Raw genomic sequence first — 14824 nt, 5'->3', positions numbered from 1 at the left:
CTTTGCGTCATGCGGCCATTCCAGTGACGCGCGGCGGTCCGGTAGGTTGAGGTCATGAATGCGGAGAGTGACGGGCGGGACGGGGCCGCCGCGGCGGCGGAACCGGCTCCCGCGGCGGGGGAAGCGCCCCGCGACGCGACGGGGGACGTCATACCGGGAGTGACCAAGGAGGACCGCGCACTCGGCTCCAGGGCACCCGGCTTCATCAAGGCCTCCAGGGCACTGCATCTGAGCTGGCAGGTCGGCGTCTTCGTGGTCGGCCTCGCCGTCGTGGTGGCCGGCATCATCATGCTGCCGCTGCCGGGACCCGGCTGGCTGGTGATCTTCGGAGGCATGGCGATCTGGGCGACCGAGTTCGTCTGGGCCCAGCTGGTACTGCGCTGGACCCGGCGCAAGGTCACCGAGGCCGCCCAGCGGGCGCTCGACCCCAAGGTCCGCCGGCGCAACATCATCCTCACGGTCACCGGGCTCGTGATCATGGCGGTGCTCGCCGGGATCTACGTGTGGAAGTTCGGGATCGTCATGCCGTGGAAGATCGACGAGTGACCCCGTGAGGTGGTCGTGGGGCGCCGCTGACATGGGGTAATGTTTGGCGTGCGCCCGGGCGATTAGCTCAGTGGGAGAGCGCTTCGTTCACACCGAAGAGGTCACTGGTTCGAACCCAGTATCGCCCACCCCGGACCAACGGCCCGGAAGCTTCGAAAGCTTCCGGGCCGTCGGCGTTCCCGCCCTCACCGCATCCGCCCCAGCACCTCCCTCACCCGCCGGGCGTCGCGCAGCCGCTTCTCGTACGTCGCCCCCACCACGAGCAGCAGCACCCCGGCCAGCGCCGGCGCCACCCACCGCGGCAGCGCGCCCGCCACCTGCACCACGTACGGCGTCAGCTCGTGCAGCGCGTCCAGCGCCAGCACCACGCCCCCCAGCACCAGCAGCGCCTGTAGCCGCAGCCGCGCACCCGCCAGCGTGATCACCAGGGCCGCCACCCCCAGCAGCAGCGGACGCGTCCAGTGCGGGTCCGCCCAGGCCGCGACCAGCGACGGCACCAGCGTCACCGACAGCCCCGCCCCGTACGCCGTCCACGACGAGGCCGACGGATCGCGGCGGCGGCGCAGCACCCCGACCACCAGCGCCGGCACGGTCACCGGCAGGGTGTACGCCTCCGGGGCCGACACCCCCGACACCGAGAGCCGCACCCAGGCCGCCAGGACGAACAGCCCCGTCGCCAGGTACCCCGCGAACGGACGGCGTTCCGGCCGCAGCGCCGTCCCCGCCGCCAGCACCCCGCACAGCGCCAGCACCAGCGCCAGGAAGCGCGCGTCGCCCGCCGCCGCAGCGACCGCCACCGCACCCGCCGCCGCACCGGCCACCTCGACCGGCAGCGCCACCGGGTGCCCCTTCAGCCGGGCACCCAGCAGCACCGTCGCCGCCGGGACCACCAGCAGCAGCGGAGCCGCCTCGTACACCGCCAGCCCCAGCGAGGCCCCCAGGGCCGCCGGCAGCACGACGGCGCACACCACGGCAGCACACGCCGACGCCCGCACCACCCCCGCCGACGCACCCTCCTGCCGGTCCAGGGCGACCGCCAGGGCCACGAACACCGCCACCAGCAGACCGGACGCCGTGTACGTGGCCGCCTCCGCCGCCGACGCCAGCAGCCCGGCCACCACCGCACCGCCCGCCCCGACCACTCCGGCCGTCAACGCAACGCCCCGCGCCCCCCGCCGCAGCGCGCCCACCGCCGCACCGAACGCCACCACCACCAGGACCAGCTGCACCGCGAGGGCCGCCGCGAAGGACTGGTCCAGCGCGGCCGGCAGCACCATCAGCCCCGCCCAGCCCAGCGCCACCGCCGTCGAGCCCGCCGCACCGCGCCAGGCCGGCCCGGACACCGCCACAGGCCCGGCCCACCGGAGCAGCCCCTCCCACCACCGGAACGCCGCACCGCACGCCCCGGCCACCAGCAGCAGCACCACGGGGGCGTACGCCATCTCCGCCCACGGCAGGTCCGTCGCCCCCACCGCGCCCCGGGCCCCGCCGCGCGGAACGCCCGACCACGGCGCGCCCAGCCGGGTCACCGGACCCGCCGCGACCACCGTCACCGGGGGTAGCGACACCAGCACCGCGCCGGCCGCCACCAACCCGGACGCCCATCGGAGCCCCCGGACCGCCCCGGCCCCCAGCGGAGCCCGTACGGCGAAGAGCAGCACCCCGGCGCTCAGCAGGTACGCCGGCACCGGCCAGCCGTCCGGCAGCCCGGCTGCGGGCACCCCGCCCACCGCCGCCACGGCGGCCGATCCGGCGACCACGCCCCCGGCCACCGCGAACGGCACCGGAGCACTGCGGGCCCCCGCCAGGGCGAGCGCGGCACCCGCCAGCAGCAGCGCCCCCGGCGCCACCGCGCCCGCGGGCCCGGACGCCGTCAGCGACTCCACGAAAGCCACCAGCAGCCCGGCGCCGCCCGTCGCACACAGAGCGACGCACGCCATCACCCGCACCGAAGCCCGCCCGGCCCGCAGCGCCACCACACCGTCCAGCGCGGCCGTCGCCAGCAAGGCCCCGGAGAACCACAGCGGGCCGCCGCCCGCCGCCCACGTCCACAGCACCAGCGGCAACTGCGCGACGAACACCGCCAGCGGCAACGGCAGCCGCAGCCGGTCGAGCAGCAGCCCGTACGCCGCCCACAGCACCGCGAGCACCGCCGCGGCGGTCGCCGTGTAACCCGCACCGTCCGCACCCGGGACCGCCACCACGTACAGCGCGTACGCGTCGAGCACCATCAGCACCGAGGTCAGCGCCGCCAGCGCCTCAGCCGTCGAGGACAGCTTCCGCCGCAGCAGCACCGCCGGCGCGATCAGCCCCCCGGCCGTCAGGGCCGTCAGGACCGCACTGCGCCCACCGATCCCCATCTCGCCCCAGCTCACCAGCGTGAACGCCAGCGCGGCGACCGTCAGCAGCAGCCCGCCGAGGACGAGCAGCACGTTCTGCACACCGCGCGCGGGAGCCGGAGCGGCCGGCGGGCCGAACGCCCCCGCGACCTGACCCCGGGGCGCCGTCCCCGGGCCGGGACCGGTGGCAGGCGGCGCAGCGGCGGTGCTCAGCACCTGCACCAGCCAGGCGCGTCGGGTCAGCAGCTGGGCCCGGCGGGCGTCGAGCCGGACCAGTTCACGATCGAGGAGCGCCAATTCCTCGGCGGGCGGCGGCACATGTTCCATGGACGCGAGTGTGCTGCGCGCCACGCCGGCGGACATGGGCACACGTACTCAGATCCCCGCCTGAGTACGAGCACGGCGCGGGCCGGGAGATGTGGTTTGAACCCCGGCCGCCCGGCCCTGTATGGTTCAACCCGTTCCCGGGCGATTAGCTCAGTGGGAGAGCGCTTCGTTCACACCGAAGAGGTCACTGGTTCGAACCCAGTATCGCCCACCCGGGAGAGGCCGGTCCGTCAGCACCACCGACGGACCGGCTTCCGCGTTTCCGGAACCCTGCCCAGGTCCCTCAGGCCGCGGTACGCAGCTCCGGGCGCAGCGGCCAGGCCGGGTCCACCGTCTCCGGCGTCCCGCTGCGGGCGAACCACGCCTGGAGCCCCCGTGCCTGAGCCGCGTGCCACACCGCCTGGAGCGTGTGCAGCTCCGCCGGCGTCAGCCGTTCCAGCCTGGTCGTGAACCGGCGTCCCACCGCCCGGACCAGCTCCAGCGAGGCCGTCGCGTCCGCCGCCGCGTCATGCGCACCGTCCAGCAGCACCCCGTACAGCCCGCACAGGTCCGTGAGCGTGCGCCGGCCCTTGCGGTAGCGGTCCAGATGCTTGTCCAGCACCCGGGGATCCAGCACGCACAACGGCGACCGCTCCAGATAGGCGCCCAGCGACGACGCGCGATGCCGCTTCAGTTCCCGGTCCAGCAGCGTCAGATCGAACGGTGCGTTCATCACCACCAGCGGCCGGCCCGCCGCGGACTGCTCCGCCAGCGCCCGGGCCATCTCCTCCACCGCCGGCGCGGGCCAGCGGCCGTTGCGCTGGAGGTGGTCGTCGGTCAGCCCGTGGATCTCCGTCGCACCCGGGGGCACCGGCACCCCGGGGTTCACCAGCCAGCGGGTGACCCGCACCGGGCCGTCCGCCCGGTCCTGGACGACGAGGGCGGCCGAGACGATCCGGTCCTCCTCGACGTCCACACCCGTGGTCTCCGTGTCGAAAGCGGCCAGCGGCCCTTCGTACCAATAAGTCATCCCCGAACTCCTCGCGCACGCACGGCAGATGGCGTGATTCCCCTGCCCGGTTCGGTGATACCCGCGCCCTTTGCCTGATACGCCGTTTGCGGGCGGCTCCGTGCGGTGACAACACAAGTACCGGAAGCGGAAGTTGACCGCCCGGCATCTCCCACCCCCATCGGCACGGCCCGGAAGGCTTACGGAGCCATGGCGCTCGCGCAGCCCGAACCGAGCGGGCTGCTGCCCCAGCGGACGGCACCGCTGCGCGGCGCACTCGCCACCACCGCCTGCATGGAGACCCTCCAGGTGGGCTATCTGCACGCCGTCGCCGCCGCGGCGGGCTGCTCGCTGTCGCAGCCCTTCCCCGACAACGGCATCGACTGGCACGTCAGCCACGGCGCCCCCGGCCATGTCGTCGACGACGAGGTGACCATCAAGGTCCAGCTGAAGTGCACCTACCAGATACCGCCCCGGCCACCCGGCCGGACGTTCTCCTTCACGCTGGACAACGCCCACCTCGTGAAGCTCGCCCGGACGCCCGTCTCGGTGCACAAGATCCTGGTCGTGATGCTCGTGCCGCGCAGCCAGGACGACTGGCTGCGTGCCGGACCCGAGAGCCTCGACCTGCGGCACTGCTGTTACTGGACCAACCTGGCCGGCCACCCCGTGACCGGCCGCCACCGGACCACCGTGCGGCTCCTGACCTCGCGCGTCTTCGACGACCGGGCGCTCTGCGAGATCATGACCCGCGTCGGGGCGGGAGGGAGACCCTGATGCACGAGTCCGTACGCGTCCACGGCGAGGCCGCCCCAACCTCCTGGGGCCTGCCCGACCCGGCCCGCGTCGACCCCGCCGTCCTCGGCGCCCTGCTCGCCCGGCACGGCTGGCAGCGGCGCGGCGGGGGCGAGGGCCCGTACAGCCGCTGGATTCCGCCGGGGGGCAGCGCCAGCCTGCTCGTCCCCCGCACCAGGGCCTTTCCCGACAGCGAGGACCTGCTGAGCGAGGCCCTGACCGCGCTCGCCCGCAGCGCCGCCCCCTCCGCCCGCGAGATCCTGGTCGCCCTCACCGTCCCCAGCGACGAGATCCGCTGGCGGCGGGAGGTCCCGGAACCCGCCGCCGGAGCCGCCGACTGGCTCGGCGCGGAGCAGCTGCACACCGCCGCCCGGCAGATCCTGCTGGCCGGCGCCCTCGCCGTACGCGGCCGGGCCGGCTACCACGGCGCCCGCCGCCGCAGCCGCGCCCTCGGCGCCCTCGGCCCCGTACTGACCGGCCCCGGGCCCGGCGGCCGGTCGCTCACCGCGTTCGTTCCCGTCGCACCGGGCCGGCCCGTCGCGGTGCGCCTCCACCACGCCCTGCACGCCACCCGCGAGGCCGTCGACTACCAGCGGGCGACCGGCGGCATGGAAGCCTTCGACAACGCGGTCGCGGCGGGCGTCAGCCGCGAACTCACCGAGGCACTCGTCGCCCTCGTCCGGGGCTCGGAGGGCGCCGCCATCGCGCTCGACTGGGCGCCCGCCGCCGGAACGCCCGACGGCTGCCCCGCCCGCCCCGAGCCCGTCGAGTTCTCCCCGGGCGACCTGCCCGCCCTGCGCCGCGCCGGCGCCCGCTACCTGCGCGACGAGCCCGCCGTCACCGTACGGATCACCGGCGCCGTCGTCCGGCTGCGCCGCTCCGGGCCGCGCGGGGCCGGAGTCGTACGGCTGCGCGTGCTCGCCGGCGCCGAGGTGCCGCACGTCCGGATCGAGCTGGACGAGGAGGCGTACCGGATCGCGGGCCAGGCCCACCTGGTGGGGCTGCCGGTACGGGTGGAGGGCCGGCTGGAGAGCCGGCTGGAGAGCCGGGGCGGCTTCCGGCGGCTGACCGGGGCCTCGCAGGTCGTCCCGGTCCAGGTCGACGACGAGGAACGGGACCGGCTGATGAAGTCCCTCCAGGAGAACGTGGACTTCTTCGAGGAGGCGTGCGCGGGGGAGTAGGCCGGAAACCGGCCCTTTCGCAATGGGAGCCCTCGGCTCGGTACGATTCCTTCTGCACGCGCCAGAGGAGTGCGGTGCGCCCCCTGAGTCAGGAGAGACCGGTGTCAGACGTCCGTGTGACCATCCAACGCGATTCCGAGCGGGAAGAGCGCGTGGTGACGACGGGCACTACGGCGGCCGAGCTCTTCCCCGGCGAGCGCACCATCGTCGCGGCCCGCGTCGGCGGCGAGCTGAAGGACCTCGCGTGCGAGCTCCAGGACGGCGAGACCGTCGAGCCCGTTCTGATCTCCTCCGAGGACGGCCTCAACATCCTGCGCCACTCCACCGCGCACGTCATGGCCCAGGCCGTGCAGGAGCTGCACCCCGAGGCCAAGCTCGGCATCGGCCCGCCGGTCAAGGACGGCTTCTACTACGACTTCGACGTCGAGAAGCCGTTCACGCCCGAGGACCTCAAGGCCATCGAGAAGCGGATGCAGGAGATCCAGAAGCGGGGCCAGAGGTTCTCCCGCCGGGTCGTGACGGACGAGGCCGCCCGCGAGGAGCTGGCCGACGAGCCGTACAAGCTGGAGCTCATCGGCATCAAGGGTTCCGCCTCCTCGGACGACGGCGCGGACGTCGAGGTGGGCGGCGGCGAGCTGACCATCTACGACAACCTCGACCCGAAGACCGGCGAGCTGTGCTGGCGCGACCTCTGCCGGGGCCCGCACCTGCCGACGACCCGGTTCATCCCGGCCTTCAAGCTGATGCGGAACGCCGCCGCGTACTGGCGGGGCAGCGAGAAGAATCCGATGCTCCAGCGCATCTACGGCACCGCCTGGCCCACCAAGGACGAGCTGAAGGCGCACCTGGAGTTCCTGGAGGAGGCCGCCAAGCGGGACCACCGCAAGCTCGGCAATGAGCTGGACCTCTTCTCCTTCCCGGACGAGATCGGCCCCGGTCTCGCCGTCTTCCACCCCAAGGGCGGCGTCATCCGCCGGGCCATGGAGGACTACTCGCGCCGCCGGCACGAGGAGGAGGGCTACGAGTTCGTCTACTCGCCGCACGCCACCAAGGGCAAGCTCTTCGAGAAGTCCGGCCACCTGGACTGGTACGCCGACGGCATGTACCCGCCCATGCAGCTCGACGACGGGGTGGACTACTACCTCAAGCCGATGAACTGCCCGATGCACAACCTGATCTTCGACGCGCGCGGCCGTTCGTACCGTGAACTGCCCTTGAGGCTGTTCGAGTTCGGCACGGTGTACCGGTACGAGAAGTCGGGTGTCGTGCACGGCCTGACCCGCTCGCGCGGCTTCACGCAGGACGACGCGCACATCTACTGCACCAAGGAGCAGATGGCCGAGGAGCTGGACCGGACGCTCACCTTCGTCCTGAACCTGCTCCGCGACTACGGTCTCACCGACTTCTACCTGGAGCTCTCCACCAAGGACGAGACCAAGTTCGTCGGCTCCGACGAGACCTGGGAAGAGGCCACCGAGACGCTGCGCCAGGTCGCCGAGAAGCAGGGGCTGCCCCTGGTCCCGGACCCGGGCGGCGCCGCGTTCTACGGCCCGAAGATCTCGGTGCAGGCGCGGGACGCCATCGGCCGGACCTGGCAGATGTCGACCATCCAGCTCGACTTCAACCTGCCGGAGCGGTTCGACCTGGAGTACACCGGTCCGGACGGCTCCAAGCAGCGCCCGGTCATGATCCACCGCGCCCTGTTCGGCTCCATCGAGCGCTTCTTCGCGGTGCTGCTCGAGCACTACGCGGGTGCGTTCCCGGTGTGGCTGGCCCCGGTCCAGGCGGTCGGCATCCCGATCGGCGACACCCACATCCCGTACCTCCAGGAGTTCGCGGCGGAGGCCCGGAAGAAGGGCCTGCGTATCGACGTGGACGCGTCTTCGGACCGGATGCAGAAGAAGATCAGGAACCATCAGCGCGCCAAGGTGCCGTTCATGATCATCGTCGGTGACGAGGACATGAACGCGGGCACGGTGTCCTTCCGGTACCGCGACGGCTCGCAGGAGAACGGCATCGCCCGTGACGAAGCGATCGCCAAGCTCGTCGACGTGGTGGAGCGTCGCGTGCAGGTGTGAGTGTTCCCCGCACGAGCGGGGTGGGCCCCCGGTGAGCTAGTCGCTCGCCGGGGGCTCCTTCTCGTCCTCCCGCCGGAACACCTGGATCAGCCACGACGAGAACGCGCCCGTCACCGCCCCCAGAAGCCCCAGGCCGCACGCCATCAGCCCCGCCGCGATGGTCCGGCCCACCGCCGTGACCGGCACGGCGTCCCCGTAGCCCACCGTCGTCAGCGTCGCGCACGCCCACCACACCGCGTCCCCGAACGTGCGGATCGAGGCGCCCGCGGCGTCGTGCTCCCAGTGGTAGACGCTGAGGGCCGCCGAGAAGCCGAGGAGCACGGCCGTCATCCCGGCGTACGAGATCACCCGGGCGTACAGGCCGAGGCGCGGCCGCTCCCGCTTCTTCTGGACGGCCGTGTAGACCTGGACCATCCGCAGCGGGCGCAGCAGTGGCAGGACCAGGACGAGGGTGTCGAGCCAGCGGACGCGGGGGAAGCGGGGGCCGAGGCGGCTGAGCCGGAGGCGCACCGCGTAGTCGAGGATGAACAGCAGCCAGGTCGCGCCGACGAGGACGAGGGAGAGGTCGTGCCAGGGCTGGGCGTCGTGCGGGGCGAGGACGCGGAAGGCGTAGCCGGCGAGGAAGACGAGTGAGGCGCCGAGGAGCGGGATCTCGGTGTGCCGCTCCCAGTGGGTGAGGGCGGGAGGGGGCGGTGCCGGGGTGCGCGCGCTCATCGGCCCAGCATCGCGGTGCGTGAGCGGGATCGGCCCCGGCGACACGCTCCGCGCAGGTGAAGCAATATGCTGGCCGGCATGACGAGTGAGCCGGAGCAGCAGATCGGAGTGGGGACGCCCGACGCGTTCCAGCGCCTGTGGACGCCCCACCGGATGGCGTACATCCAGGGGGAGAACAAGCCGACCGGCCCGGAGTCGGGGGACGGCTGTCCGTTCTGCGGGATTCCGGAGCTGTCGGACGAGGACGGACTCGTCGTCGCGCGCGGTGCGAAGGTCTACGCCGTGCTGAATCTGTATCCGTACAACGGCGGGCACCTGTTGGTGGTGCCGTACCGGCATGTCGCGGACTACACGGAGCTGGACGGTCCGGAGACGGCGGAGCTGGCCGATTTCACGAAGCGGGCGATGACCGCGCTGCGGGCGGCTTCGGGTGCGCACGGTTTCAACATCGGGATGAACCAGGGTGAGGCGGCGGGGGCGGGGATCGCCGCGCATCTGCACCAGCACCTGGTGCCCCGGTGGGGTGGGGACGCCAACTTCATGCCGGTCGTGGGGCACACCCGGGTGCTGCCGCAGCTGCTGGCGGACACGCGGAAGATGCTGGCGGACGCCTGGCCGGCCGCCTGATCCTCCTGCTCGCTGTGCGGGGCGCTCCGGATGTCTTCCGGGGCGCCCCGTTGGCGTACGCGGGGGCGGCTACGCGTCGTAGAGGTCGGCCTTGCCGGGGGTGGGCTGCTGGACGAGGCCGCTCAGGACCGACGAGCGGTTGTTGAAGCGCTCGGTGTCCACGCCGTGCTCCTCCAGGACCTTGATGGCGGCGTTGTGCACGACGCGCAGGACGGGGGTGGCGGCGCGCATGGCGTCGTCGGCCATGAAGCGGTGGCGCCAGGGCTTCTCGGCCCAGGCGTGGCGGAGGCCGAAGGGTTCGGGCAGGGCGATCTTGCCGCCGAGGTAGTCCAGGAGCGGCGGGTACCAGGTGAAGGGGGCGCGCAGGGCGAGCCGGGTGACCTCGTGGGCGTCGACGAGGGAGAGGGTGATGTCGCGGGTCTCCCAGAACCGGACGGTCTTGTTGACGGTCCTGGTCTTCGCGGCGGGCTTGCTGGTGAAGAGGGAGTGGACGGGGCCGAGGGCGTGTCCGGTGACCTCGATGCGCAGGGTCTCGAAGAGGACGGTGACCGTGATCATCATGGTGATGACGAGCTGGCCGTCCCAGAGGGTGAACTGGACGCCGAGGTAGTGCCGGTCGCCGCCACCGAACTGCTGGTGGTTGCAGATCCGCTGTATCTCGTGGGGCTTGATCTGGAAGGTGGCGACGTCCTCGCCCTCGCGGCGGGTGACGGCGTCGGCGTTCTCCCCGATGGGGGTGACGATCCAGTGGGTGACGGACGGGGTGGGGAAGCCGCCGGTGTTGAGGGGGCCGCGTTCGAGCAGTTTCAGCTGGTCGTGGATGACGCGGATGACGTCCCAGCTGCGGAACTGGTGGATCTCCTTGCCGGGGTCCTTGGCCACGAGGTCTTCGGCGAGCTGCCAGCTGCCCCAGCGGGTGCCCATGCCGAGGATGCCCTTGGGGCCGGCGTAGAAGACGGAGTTGGACTGCTGTTCGGCGGAGAGCTTCTCCAGGCCCTGGCGCAGGGCCTCGCGGGCGGTCTCGTTGGGGTTCTTCGGGACGGCCTCGGGGATCTTGGCGACGACGCCGCCGCCGGAGAGCAGGCCCTCCCAGCGGGTGCGCATGTCCTGGGCGGACTTCTCCGCGATGCGTTTGGCGATGTACCAGCCGACGACGGGGGCGACGACCATGGCGCGGAGGTAGAGCCCGAGGAATCCGGTCAGCGGGAGCTTGATCAGGAGGAAGATCACGCCGATGCCGACGAGGGGGAGCAGGCTGTTGCCGAGGGTGGTGAGCAGCTTGTCCTTGGTCTTCGCGAAGCTGTCGCGGACCCGGAAGGCGATGACCCACATCAGCATGCCGGGCAGGAACAGGAAGCCGAACAGGGCGGTGACCGCGGTGAGTTTGGTGTCACGGGCCTTGCGCAGGCGGCTCGCGGAGAGGCAGTGCTCGACGACGGTCTGCGGGTCGCTGCCGAAGGACTGGATGAGCGCTTTACGGGCTCCGCCGAGCATGCGTTCCTGGACGGCGCGGGAGAACGCCTCGCCGAGGTTGGGCTTGAAGTAGTCGGACTTGAAGAGCTTGGAACCGCCCGTCTTCACTGCGGATTTGTGCCACTCGCTGTTGGCTTTGAGGATGTCCTCCACCGGGCTGTCGCGGTACGCGGCGGAGGCGAGGGCGTTGGTCGCCACCGCCGCGCCTGCCGACCCCTGGAGCGGAATCTGCGCTCCGGGAGAGAAATCGAATCCGTTGCTGGCCACTGTCGCCCCCACTCGCCACCGAGGAACCGCTCCTGCGGCTGTTTCCCAACTGCCGTGCCCGGCACACTTTCTGAGCTGGGGTCTCAGCGTATCGTCCGGATACGTCCGCCGTCCGGCCCTGTGGACAACGGCCGGGGGGAGCGGCGCTTTCGCGTCATTGCTGCTGGGCGTGGACGCGGTCGGCGAGCTGGGCGGGCATGGGCTCGTGGCGGGCGTACGCGCGGTCGAAGCGGCCGGTGCCGCGGGTCAGCGAGCGCAGGTCGACCGCGTACCGTCCGATCTCCAGTTCGGGTACGTCGGCGCGTACGAGGGTGCGTCCGGTGCCCGACTGCTCGGTGCCGGTGACCCGGCCGCGGCGGCCGGACAGGTCGCTCATCACCCGGCGCGGCGGCTGCGGCGACGCCCGCGGCATTCCGAGCTTGGCACTCCGCGCGGAGCGCGTCCATACGGGCGTCCGGGGTGCCCGGACGGTGAGCGCCGCGGGGCGTGACTAACATGGGCGCGGAGGGTGCTGAAGGCCCTGGCCGTGCTCGCGGTGTCCGGCACGCACGTCTGCGGTGTTGCCGAAACGCCTTCATGGCTCCGCCATGGAGACGCTCCGGCGCCTTGCAGCCGCACGCACCGGACACCGCTCCCTGATCCGGCCAGGGCCTTCAGCACCCTCCAGCCGGTGGCCGACGGGGCCAAGCGGCCCACCTACCCCTCGGGAAGGCCATGCTGAACAAGTACGCGCGTGCCTTTTTCACGCGTGTCCTCACGCCGTTCGCCGCACTGCTCCTGCGCCTCGGCGTGAGCCCGGACGCGGTCACCCTGATCGGCACGGCCGGGGTGATGGCCGGTGCGCTGGTCTTCTTCCCGATGGGGGAGTTCTTCTGGGGCACGATCGTCATCACGATCTTCGTTTTCTCCGACCTCGTCGACGGGAACATGGCCCGCCAGGCCGGCGTCTCCAGCCGGTGGGGCGCCTTCCTGGACTCCACGCTCGACCGGGTCGCCGACGGCGCGATCTTCGGCGGCTTCGCCCTCTGGTACGCGGGCAGCGGCGACGACAACATCCTGTGCGCGGTCGCGATCTTCTGCCTGGCGAGCGGCCAGGTGGTCTCGTACACCAAGGCGCGCGGTGAGTCGATCGGCCTGCCGGTGGCGGTCAACGGGCTCGTGGAGCGTGCCGAGCGCCTGGTGATCTCGCTGGTGGCGGCCGGTTTCGCGGGTCTGCACAAGTTCGGCGTGCCGGGCATCCAGGTGCTGCTGCCGATCGCGCTGTGGATCGTCGCCGTCGGCAGCCTGGTGACGCTGGTGCAGCGCGTCGTCACCGTCCGCCGCGAGGCCGCGGAGGCGGACGCGGCCGACGCGGCCGCGCAGTGAGCGGCGCCGGCGCCGACGCGCGGCCCGGCGCGAAGGAGCGGCTGAGCGACGCGCTGTACGGGCTGGGCTGGGCGGCGGTCAAGACGCTGCCCGAACCGGCCGCCCGGGCCCTCTTCCGCACCCTCGCCGACCAGGTGTGGAAGCGGCGCGGCAAGAGCGTGCTGCGTCTGGAGGCGAACCTCAAGCGGGTCGTGCCGGACGCGGACCCGGCCGGGCTCGCCGCCCTGTCGCGCGCCGGGATGCGCTCGTACATGCGGTACTGGATGGAGTCGTTCCGGCTGCCCACCTGGAGTCCGGAGCGGATCAAGGCGTCCATCGACGTGACGGACGCGCACCGGCTGACGGACGGGCTCGACTCGGGGCGCGGGGTCATCCTCGCCCTGCCGCACCTGGGGAACTGGGACCTGGCGGGGGCGTGGGTCACCACCGACCTGAAGGTGCCGTTCACCACGGTCGCCGAGCGGCTGAAGCCGGAATCGCTGTACGACCGGTTCGTCGCCTACCGCGAGGGCCTGGGCATGGAGGTGCTGCCGCACAACGGCGGCGCCGCGTTCGGGACGCTGGCCCGGCGGCTGCGGTCGGGCGGGCTGGTCTGCCTGGTCGCGGACCGCGATCTGTCGGAGTCGGGGGTCGAGGTGTCGTTCTTCGGCGACACGGCCCGGATGCCGGCCGGCCCCGCGCTGCTCGCCCAGCAGACCGGCGCGCTGCTGCTGCCGGTGACGCTCTCGTACGACGACACGCCGGTCATGAAGGCGCGCATCCACCCGCCCGTCGAGGTGCCGGAGTCAGGTGACCGGGCGGCGAGGACGTCCGTGATGACACAAGCCCTGGCCGACGCGTTCGCCCTGGGCATCGCCGAGCACCCGGAGGACTGGCACATGCTGCAGCGGCTCTGGACCGCCGACCTCGAACCCCGCGGAGACCGGAGCGGAGACCAGCAGTGAAGATCGGCATCGTCTGCCCGTACTCCTGGGACGTACCGGGCGGAGTGCAGTTCCACATCCGTGACCTGGCCGAGCACCTGATCCGGCTCGGCCACGAGGTGTCCGTGCTGGCGCCCGCCGACGACGAGACGCCGCTGCCGCCGTACGTGGTCTCCGCGGGCCGGGCCGTGCCGGTCCCGTACAACGGCTCGGTGGCCAGGCTGAACTTCGGGTTCCTGTCGGCGGCGCGGGTGCGGCGCTGGCTGCACGAGGGCACCTTCGACGTCATCCACATCCACGAACCGACCTCGCCCTCGCTGGGGCTGCTGACGTGCTGGGCGGCGCAGGGCCCGATCGTCGCGACGTTCCACACGTCCAACCCGCGGTCCCGGGCGATGATCGCCGCGTACGCGATCCTGCAGGCCGCGCTGGAGAAGATCAGCGCGCGGATCGCGGTCAGCGAGTACGCCCGCCGGACCCTCGTCGAGCACCTCGGCGGGGACGCCGTGGTCATCCCGAACGGCGTGGACGTCGACTTCTTCGCCCGCGCCGAGCCCCGGCCCGAGTGGCAGGGCGGCACGATCGGCTTCATCGGGCGCATCGACGAACCCCGCAAGGGCCTCCCCGTCCTGATGCGCGCGCTCCCCGCGATCCTGGCCGACCGCCCGGACACCAGGCTGCTGGTGGCCGGCCGGGGCGACGAGGAGGAGGCCGTCGCCTCACTGCCGAAGGAGATGCGCTCACGCGTGGAGTTCCTCGGCATGGTGAGCGACGAGGACAAGGCGCGGCTGCTGCGCAGCGTCGATGTGTACGTGGCGCCCAACACCGGCGGCGAGAGCTTCGGGATCATCCTGGTCGAGGCCATGTCGGCGGGCGCGCCGGTCCTCGCCAGCGACCTGGACGCCTTCGCGCAGGTCCTGGACCAGGGCGCGGCCGGCGAGCTGTTCGCCAACGAGAACGCGGACGCACTGGCCGAGGCGGCGATCCGGCTGCTGGGCGACCCGGAGCGGCGCGCCGAGCTGAGCGAGCGGGGCAGCGCCCATGTCCGGCGCTTCGACTGGTCGACGGTCGGTGCGGACATCCTCGCGGTGTACGAGACGGTGACGGACGGCGCCGCCTCGGTCGCGGCGGACGAACGCACGGGGCTGCGGGCCCGGTTCGGGCTGGCCCGGGAGTAGGGCCTGTCCCGGTAGCCTTGCCG

12 protein-coding genes, 2 tRNA genes and 1 pseudogene are annotated in these 14824 nt (G+C 72.5%); 10 read left to right on the top strand and 5 right to left on the bottom strand.

The window, feature by feature from the left end:
• Positions 1–54 precede the first annotated feature (54 nt).
• Both OG242_RS04320 and OG242_RS04315 read left to right on the top strand, forming a co-directional pair.
• On the top strand, positions 55–546 hold the full coding sequence (locus tag OG242_RS04320; RefSeq protein WP_405896873.1) for a TIGR02611 family protein: 492 nt from the start codon (positions 55–57) through the stop codon (positions 544–546).
• A gap of 56 nt (positions 547–602) precedes the next feature.
• Positions 603–674 (top strand) — tRNA-Val (locus OG242_RS04315).
• A gap of 57 nt (positions 675–731) precedes the next feature.
• Here OG242_RS04315 and OG242_RS04310 read toward each other — a convergent pair.
• Positions 732–3212, bottom strand: a complete 2481-nt coding sequence (locus OG242_RS04310; protein WP_405896872.1) for an SCO7613 C-terminal domain-containing membrane protein — start codon at positions 3210–3212, stop codon at positions 732–734.
• A gap of 139 nt (positions 3213–3351) precedes the next feature.
• Between OG242_RS04310 and OG242_RS04305 the strand changes: the two genes are divergently transcribed.
• A tRNA-Val gene (locus tag OG242_RS04305) sits at positions 3352–3423 on the top strand.
• A 72-nt stretch (positions 3424–3495) separates the two neighbouring features.
• Here OG242_RS04305 and OG242_RS04300 read toward each other — a convergent pair.
• Positions 3496–4221, bottom strand: a complete 726-nt coding sequence (locus tag OG242_RS04300; RefSeq protein ID WP_405896871.1) for a 3'-5' exonuclease — start codon at positions 4219–4221, stop codon at positions 3496–3498.
• A 189-nt stretch (positions 4222–4410) separates the two neighbouring features.
• Here OG242_RS04300 and OG242_RS04295 point away from each other — a divergent pair, with 189 nt between their 5' ends.
• The 3 genes from OG242_RS04295 (at position 4411) to thrS (ending at position 8254) form a co-directional block, all read left to right on the top strand.
• A complete protein-coding gene (locus tag OG242_RS04295; RefSeq protein WP_405896870.1) occupies positions 4411–4977 on the top strand; it encodes a DUF4365 domain-containing protein in 567 nt (188 codons plus the stop codon).
• Positions 4977–6176 (top strand): hypothetical protein, encoded by a 1200-nt coding sequence (locus OG242_RS04290; protein WP_405896869.1) that lies wholly within the window; start codon positions 4977–4979, stop codon positions 6174–6176. The genes OG242_RS04295 and OG242_RS04290 overlap by 1 nt, the downstream gene beginning before the upstream one ends.
• Before the next feature lie 101 nt (positions 6177–6277).
• On the top strand, positions 6278–8254 hold the full coding sequence (gene thrS / locus OG242_RS04285) for a threonine--tRNA ligase (protein ID WP_405896868.1): 1977 nt from the start codon (positions 6278–6280) through the stop codon (positions 8252–8254).
• 36 nt (positions 8255–8290) lie between these two features.
• Here the strand turns inward: thrS and OG242_RS04280 are convergent, their stop codons facing one another.
• On the bottom strand, positions 8291–8968 hold the full coding sequence (locus OG242_RS04280; RefSeq protein WP_405896867.1) for a potassium channel family protein: 678 nt from the start codon (positions 8966–8968) through the stop codon (positions 8291–8293).
• A 66-nt stretch (positions 8969–9034) separates the two neighbouring features.
• On the opposite strand from OG242_RS04280, the gene OG242_RS04275 reads away from it, so the two are divergent.
• Positions 9035–9595, top strand: a complete 561-nt coding sequence (locus OG242_RS04275; protein WP_405896866.1) for an HIT family protein — start codon at positions 9035–9037, stop codon at positions 9593–9595.
• Between the two features lie 69 nt (positions 9596–9664).
• Here OG242_RS04275 and OG242_RS04270 read toward each other — a convergent pair whose 3' ends face one another.
• Positions 9665–11335 carry a hypothetical protein gene (locus tag OG242_RS04270; RefSeq protein ID WP_405896865.1) on the bottom strand — a complete coding sequence of 557 codons (1671 nt, stop codon included), beginning with the start codon at positions 11333–11335 and terminating at the stop codon, positions 9665–9667.
• 154 nt (positions 11336–11489) lie between these two features.
• A pseudogene (locus OG242_RS04265) lies at positions 11490–11714 on the bottom strand (hypothetical protein); the annotation flags it as partial.
• Between the two features lie 335 nt (positions 11715–12049).
• On the opposite strand from OG242_RS04265, the gene pgsA reads away from it, so the two are divergent.
• From pgsA to OG242_RS04250, 3 genes are read left to right on the top strand one after another with little or no spacing between them, the layout of a single operon-like run.
• Positions 12050–12700 carry a phosphatidylinositol phosphate synthase gene (gene pgsA, locus OG242_RS04260; protein WP_405896864.1) on the top strand — a complete coding sequence of 217 codons (651 nt, stop codon included), beginning with the start codon at positions 12050–12052 and terminating at the stop codon, positions 12698–12700.
• A complete protein-coding gene (locus tag OG242_RS04255) occupies positions 12697–13644 on the top strand; it encodes a phosphatidylinositol mannoside acyltransferase (protein WP_405896863.1) in 948 nt (315 codons plus the stop codon). The genes pgsA and OG242_RS04255 overlap by 4 nt, the downstream gene beginning before the upstream one ends.
• Positions 13641–14801, top strand: coding sequence for a glycosyltransferase family 4 protein (locus OG242_RS04250; RefSeq protein ID WP_405896862.1), 1161 nt, complete (start codon positions 13641–13643; stop codon positions 14799–14801). The genes OG242_RS04255 and OG242_RS04250 overlap by 4 nt, the downstream gene beginning before the upstream one ends.
• Positions 14802–14824: the final 23 nt, after the last annotated feature.

It is taken from the genome of Streptomyces sp. NBC_00727, assembly GCF_045161745.1.
Taxonomy (GTDB): Bacteria; Actinomycetota; Actinomycetes; order Streptomycetales; family Streptomycetaceae; genus Streptomyces.
This window is presented reverse-complemented; position numbering and strand designations above follow the sequence as displayed.

What these genes read in the sequence shown, in the direction of transcription:
- OG242_RS04320 (WP_405896873.1), top strand. Translation starts at nt 55, where the DNA reads ATGAATGCGGAGAGTGACGGGCGGGACGGGGCCGCCGCGGCGGCGGAA.
- OG242_RS04310 (WP_405896872.1), bottom strand. Translation starts at nt 3,212, where the DNA reads ATGGAACATGTGCCGCCGCCCGCCGAGGAATTGGCGCTCCTCGATCGT.
- OG242_RS04300 (WP_405896871.1), bottom strand. Translation starts at nt 4,221, where the DNA reads ATGACTTATTGGTACGAAGGGCCGCTGGCCGCTTTCGACACGGAGACC.
- OG242_RS04295 (WP_405896870.1), top strand. Translation starts at nt 4,411, where the DNA reads ATGGCGCTCGCGCAGCCCGAACCGAGCGGGCTGCTGCCCCAGCGGACG.
- OG242_RS04290 (WP_405896869.1), top strand. Translation starts at nt 4,977, where the DNA reads ATGCACGAGTCCGTACGCGTCCACGGCGAGGCCGCCCCAACCTCCTGG.
- OG242_RS04280 (WP_405896867.1), bottom strand. Translation starts at nt 8,968, where the DNA reads ATGAGCGCGCGCACCCCGGCACCGCCCCCTCCCGCCCTCACCCACTGG.
- OG242_RS04275 (WP_405896866.1), top strand. Translation starts at nt 9,035, where the DNA reads ATGCTGGCCGGCATGACGAGTGAGCCGGAGCAGCAGATCGGAGTGGGG.
- pgsA (WP_405896864.1), top strand. Translation starts at nt 12,050, where the DNA reads ATGCTGAACAAGTACGCGCGTGCCTTTTTCACGCGTGTCCTCACGCCG.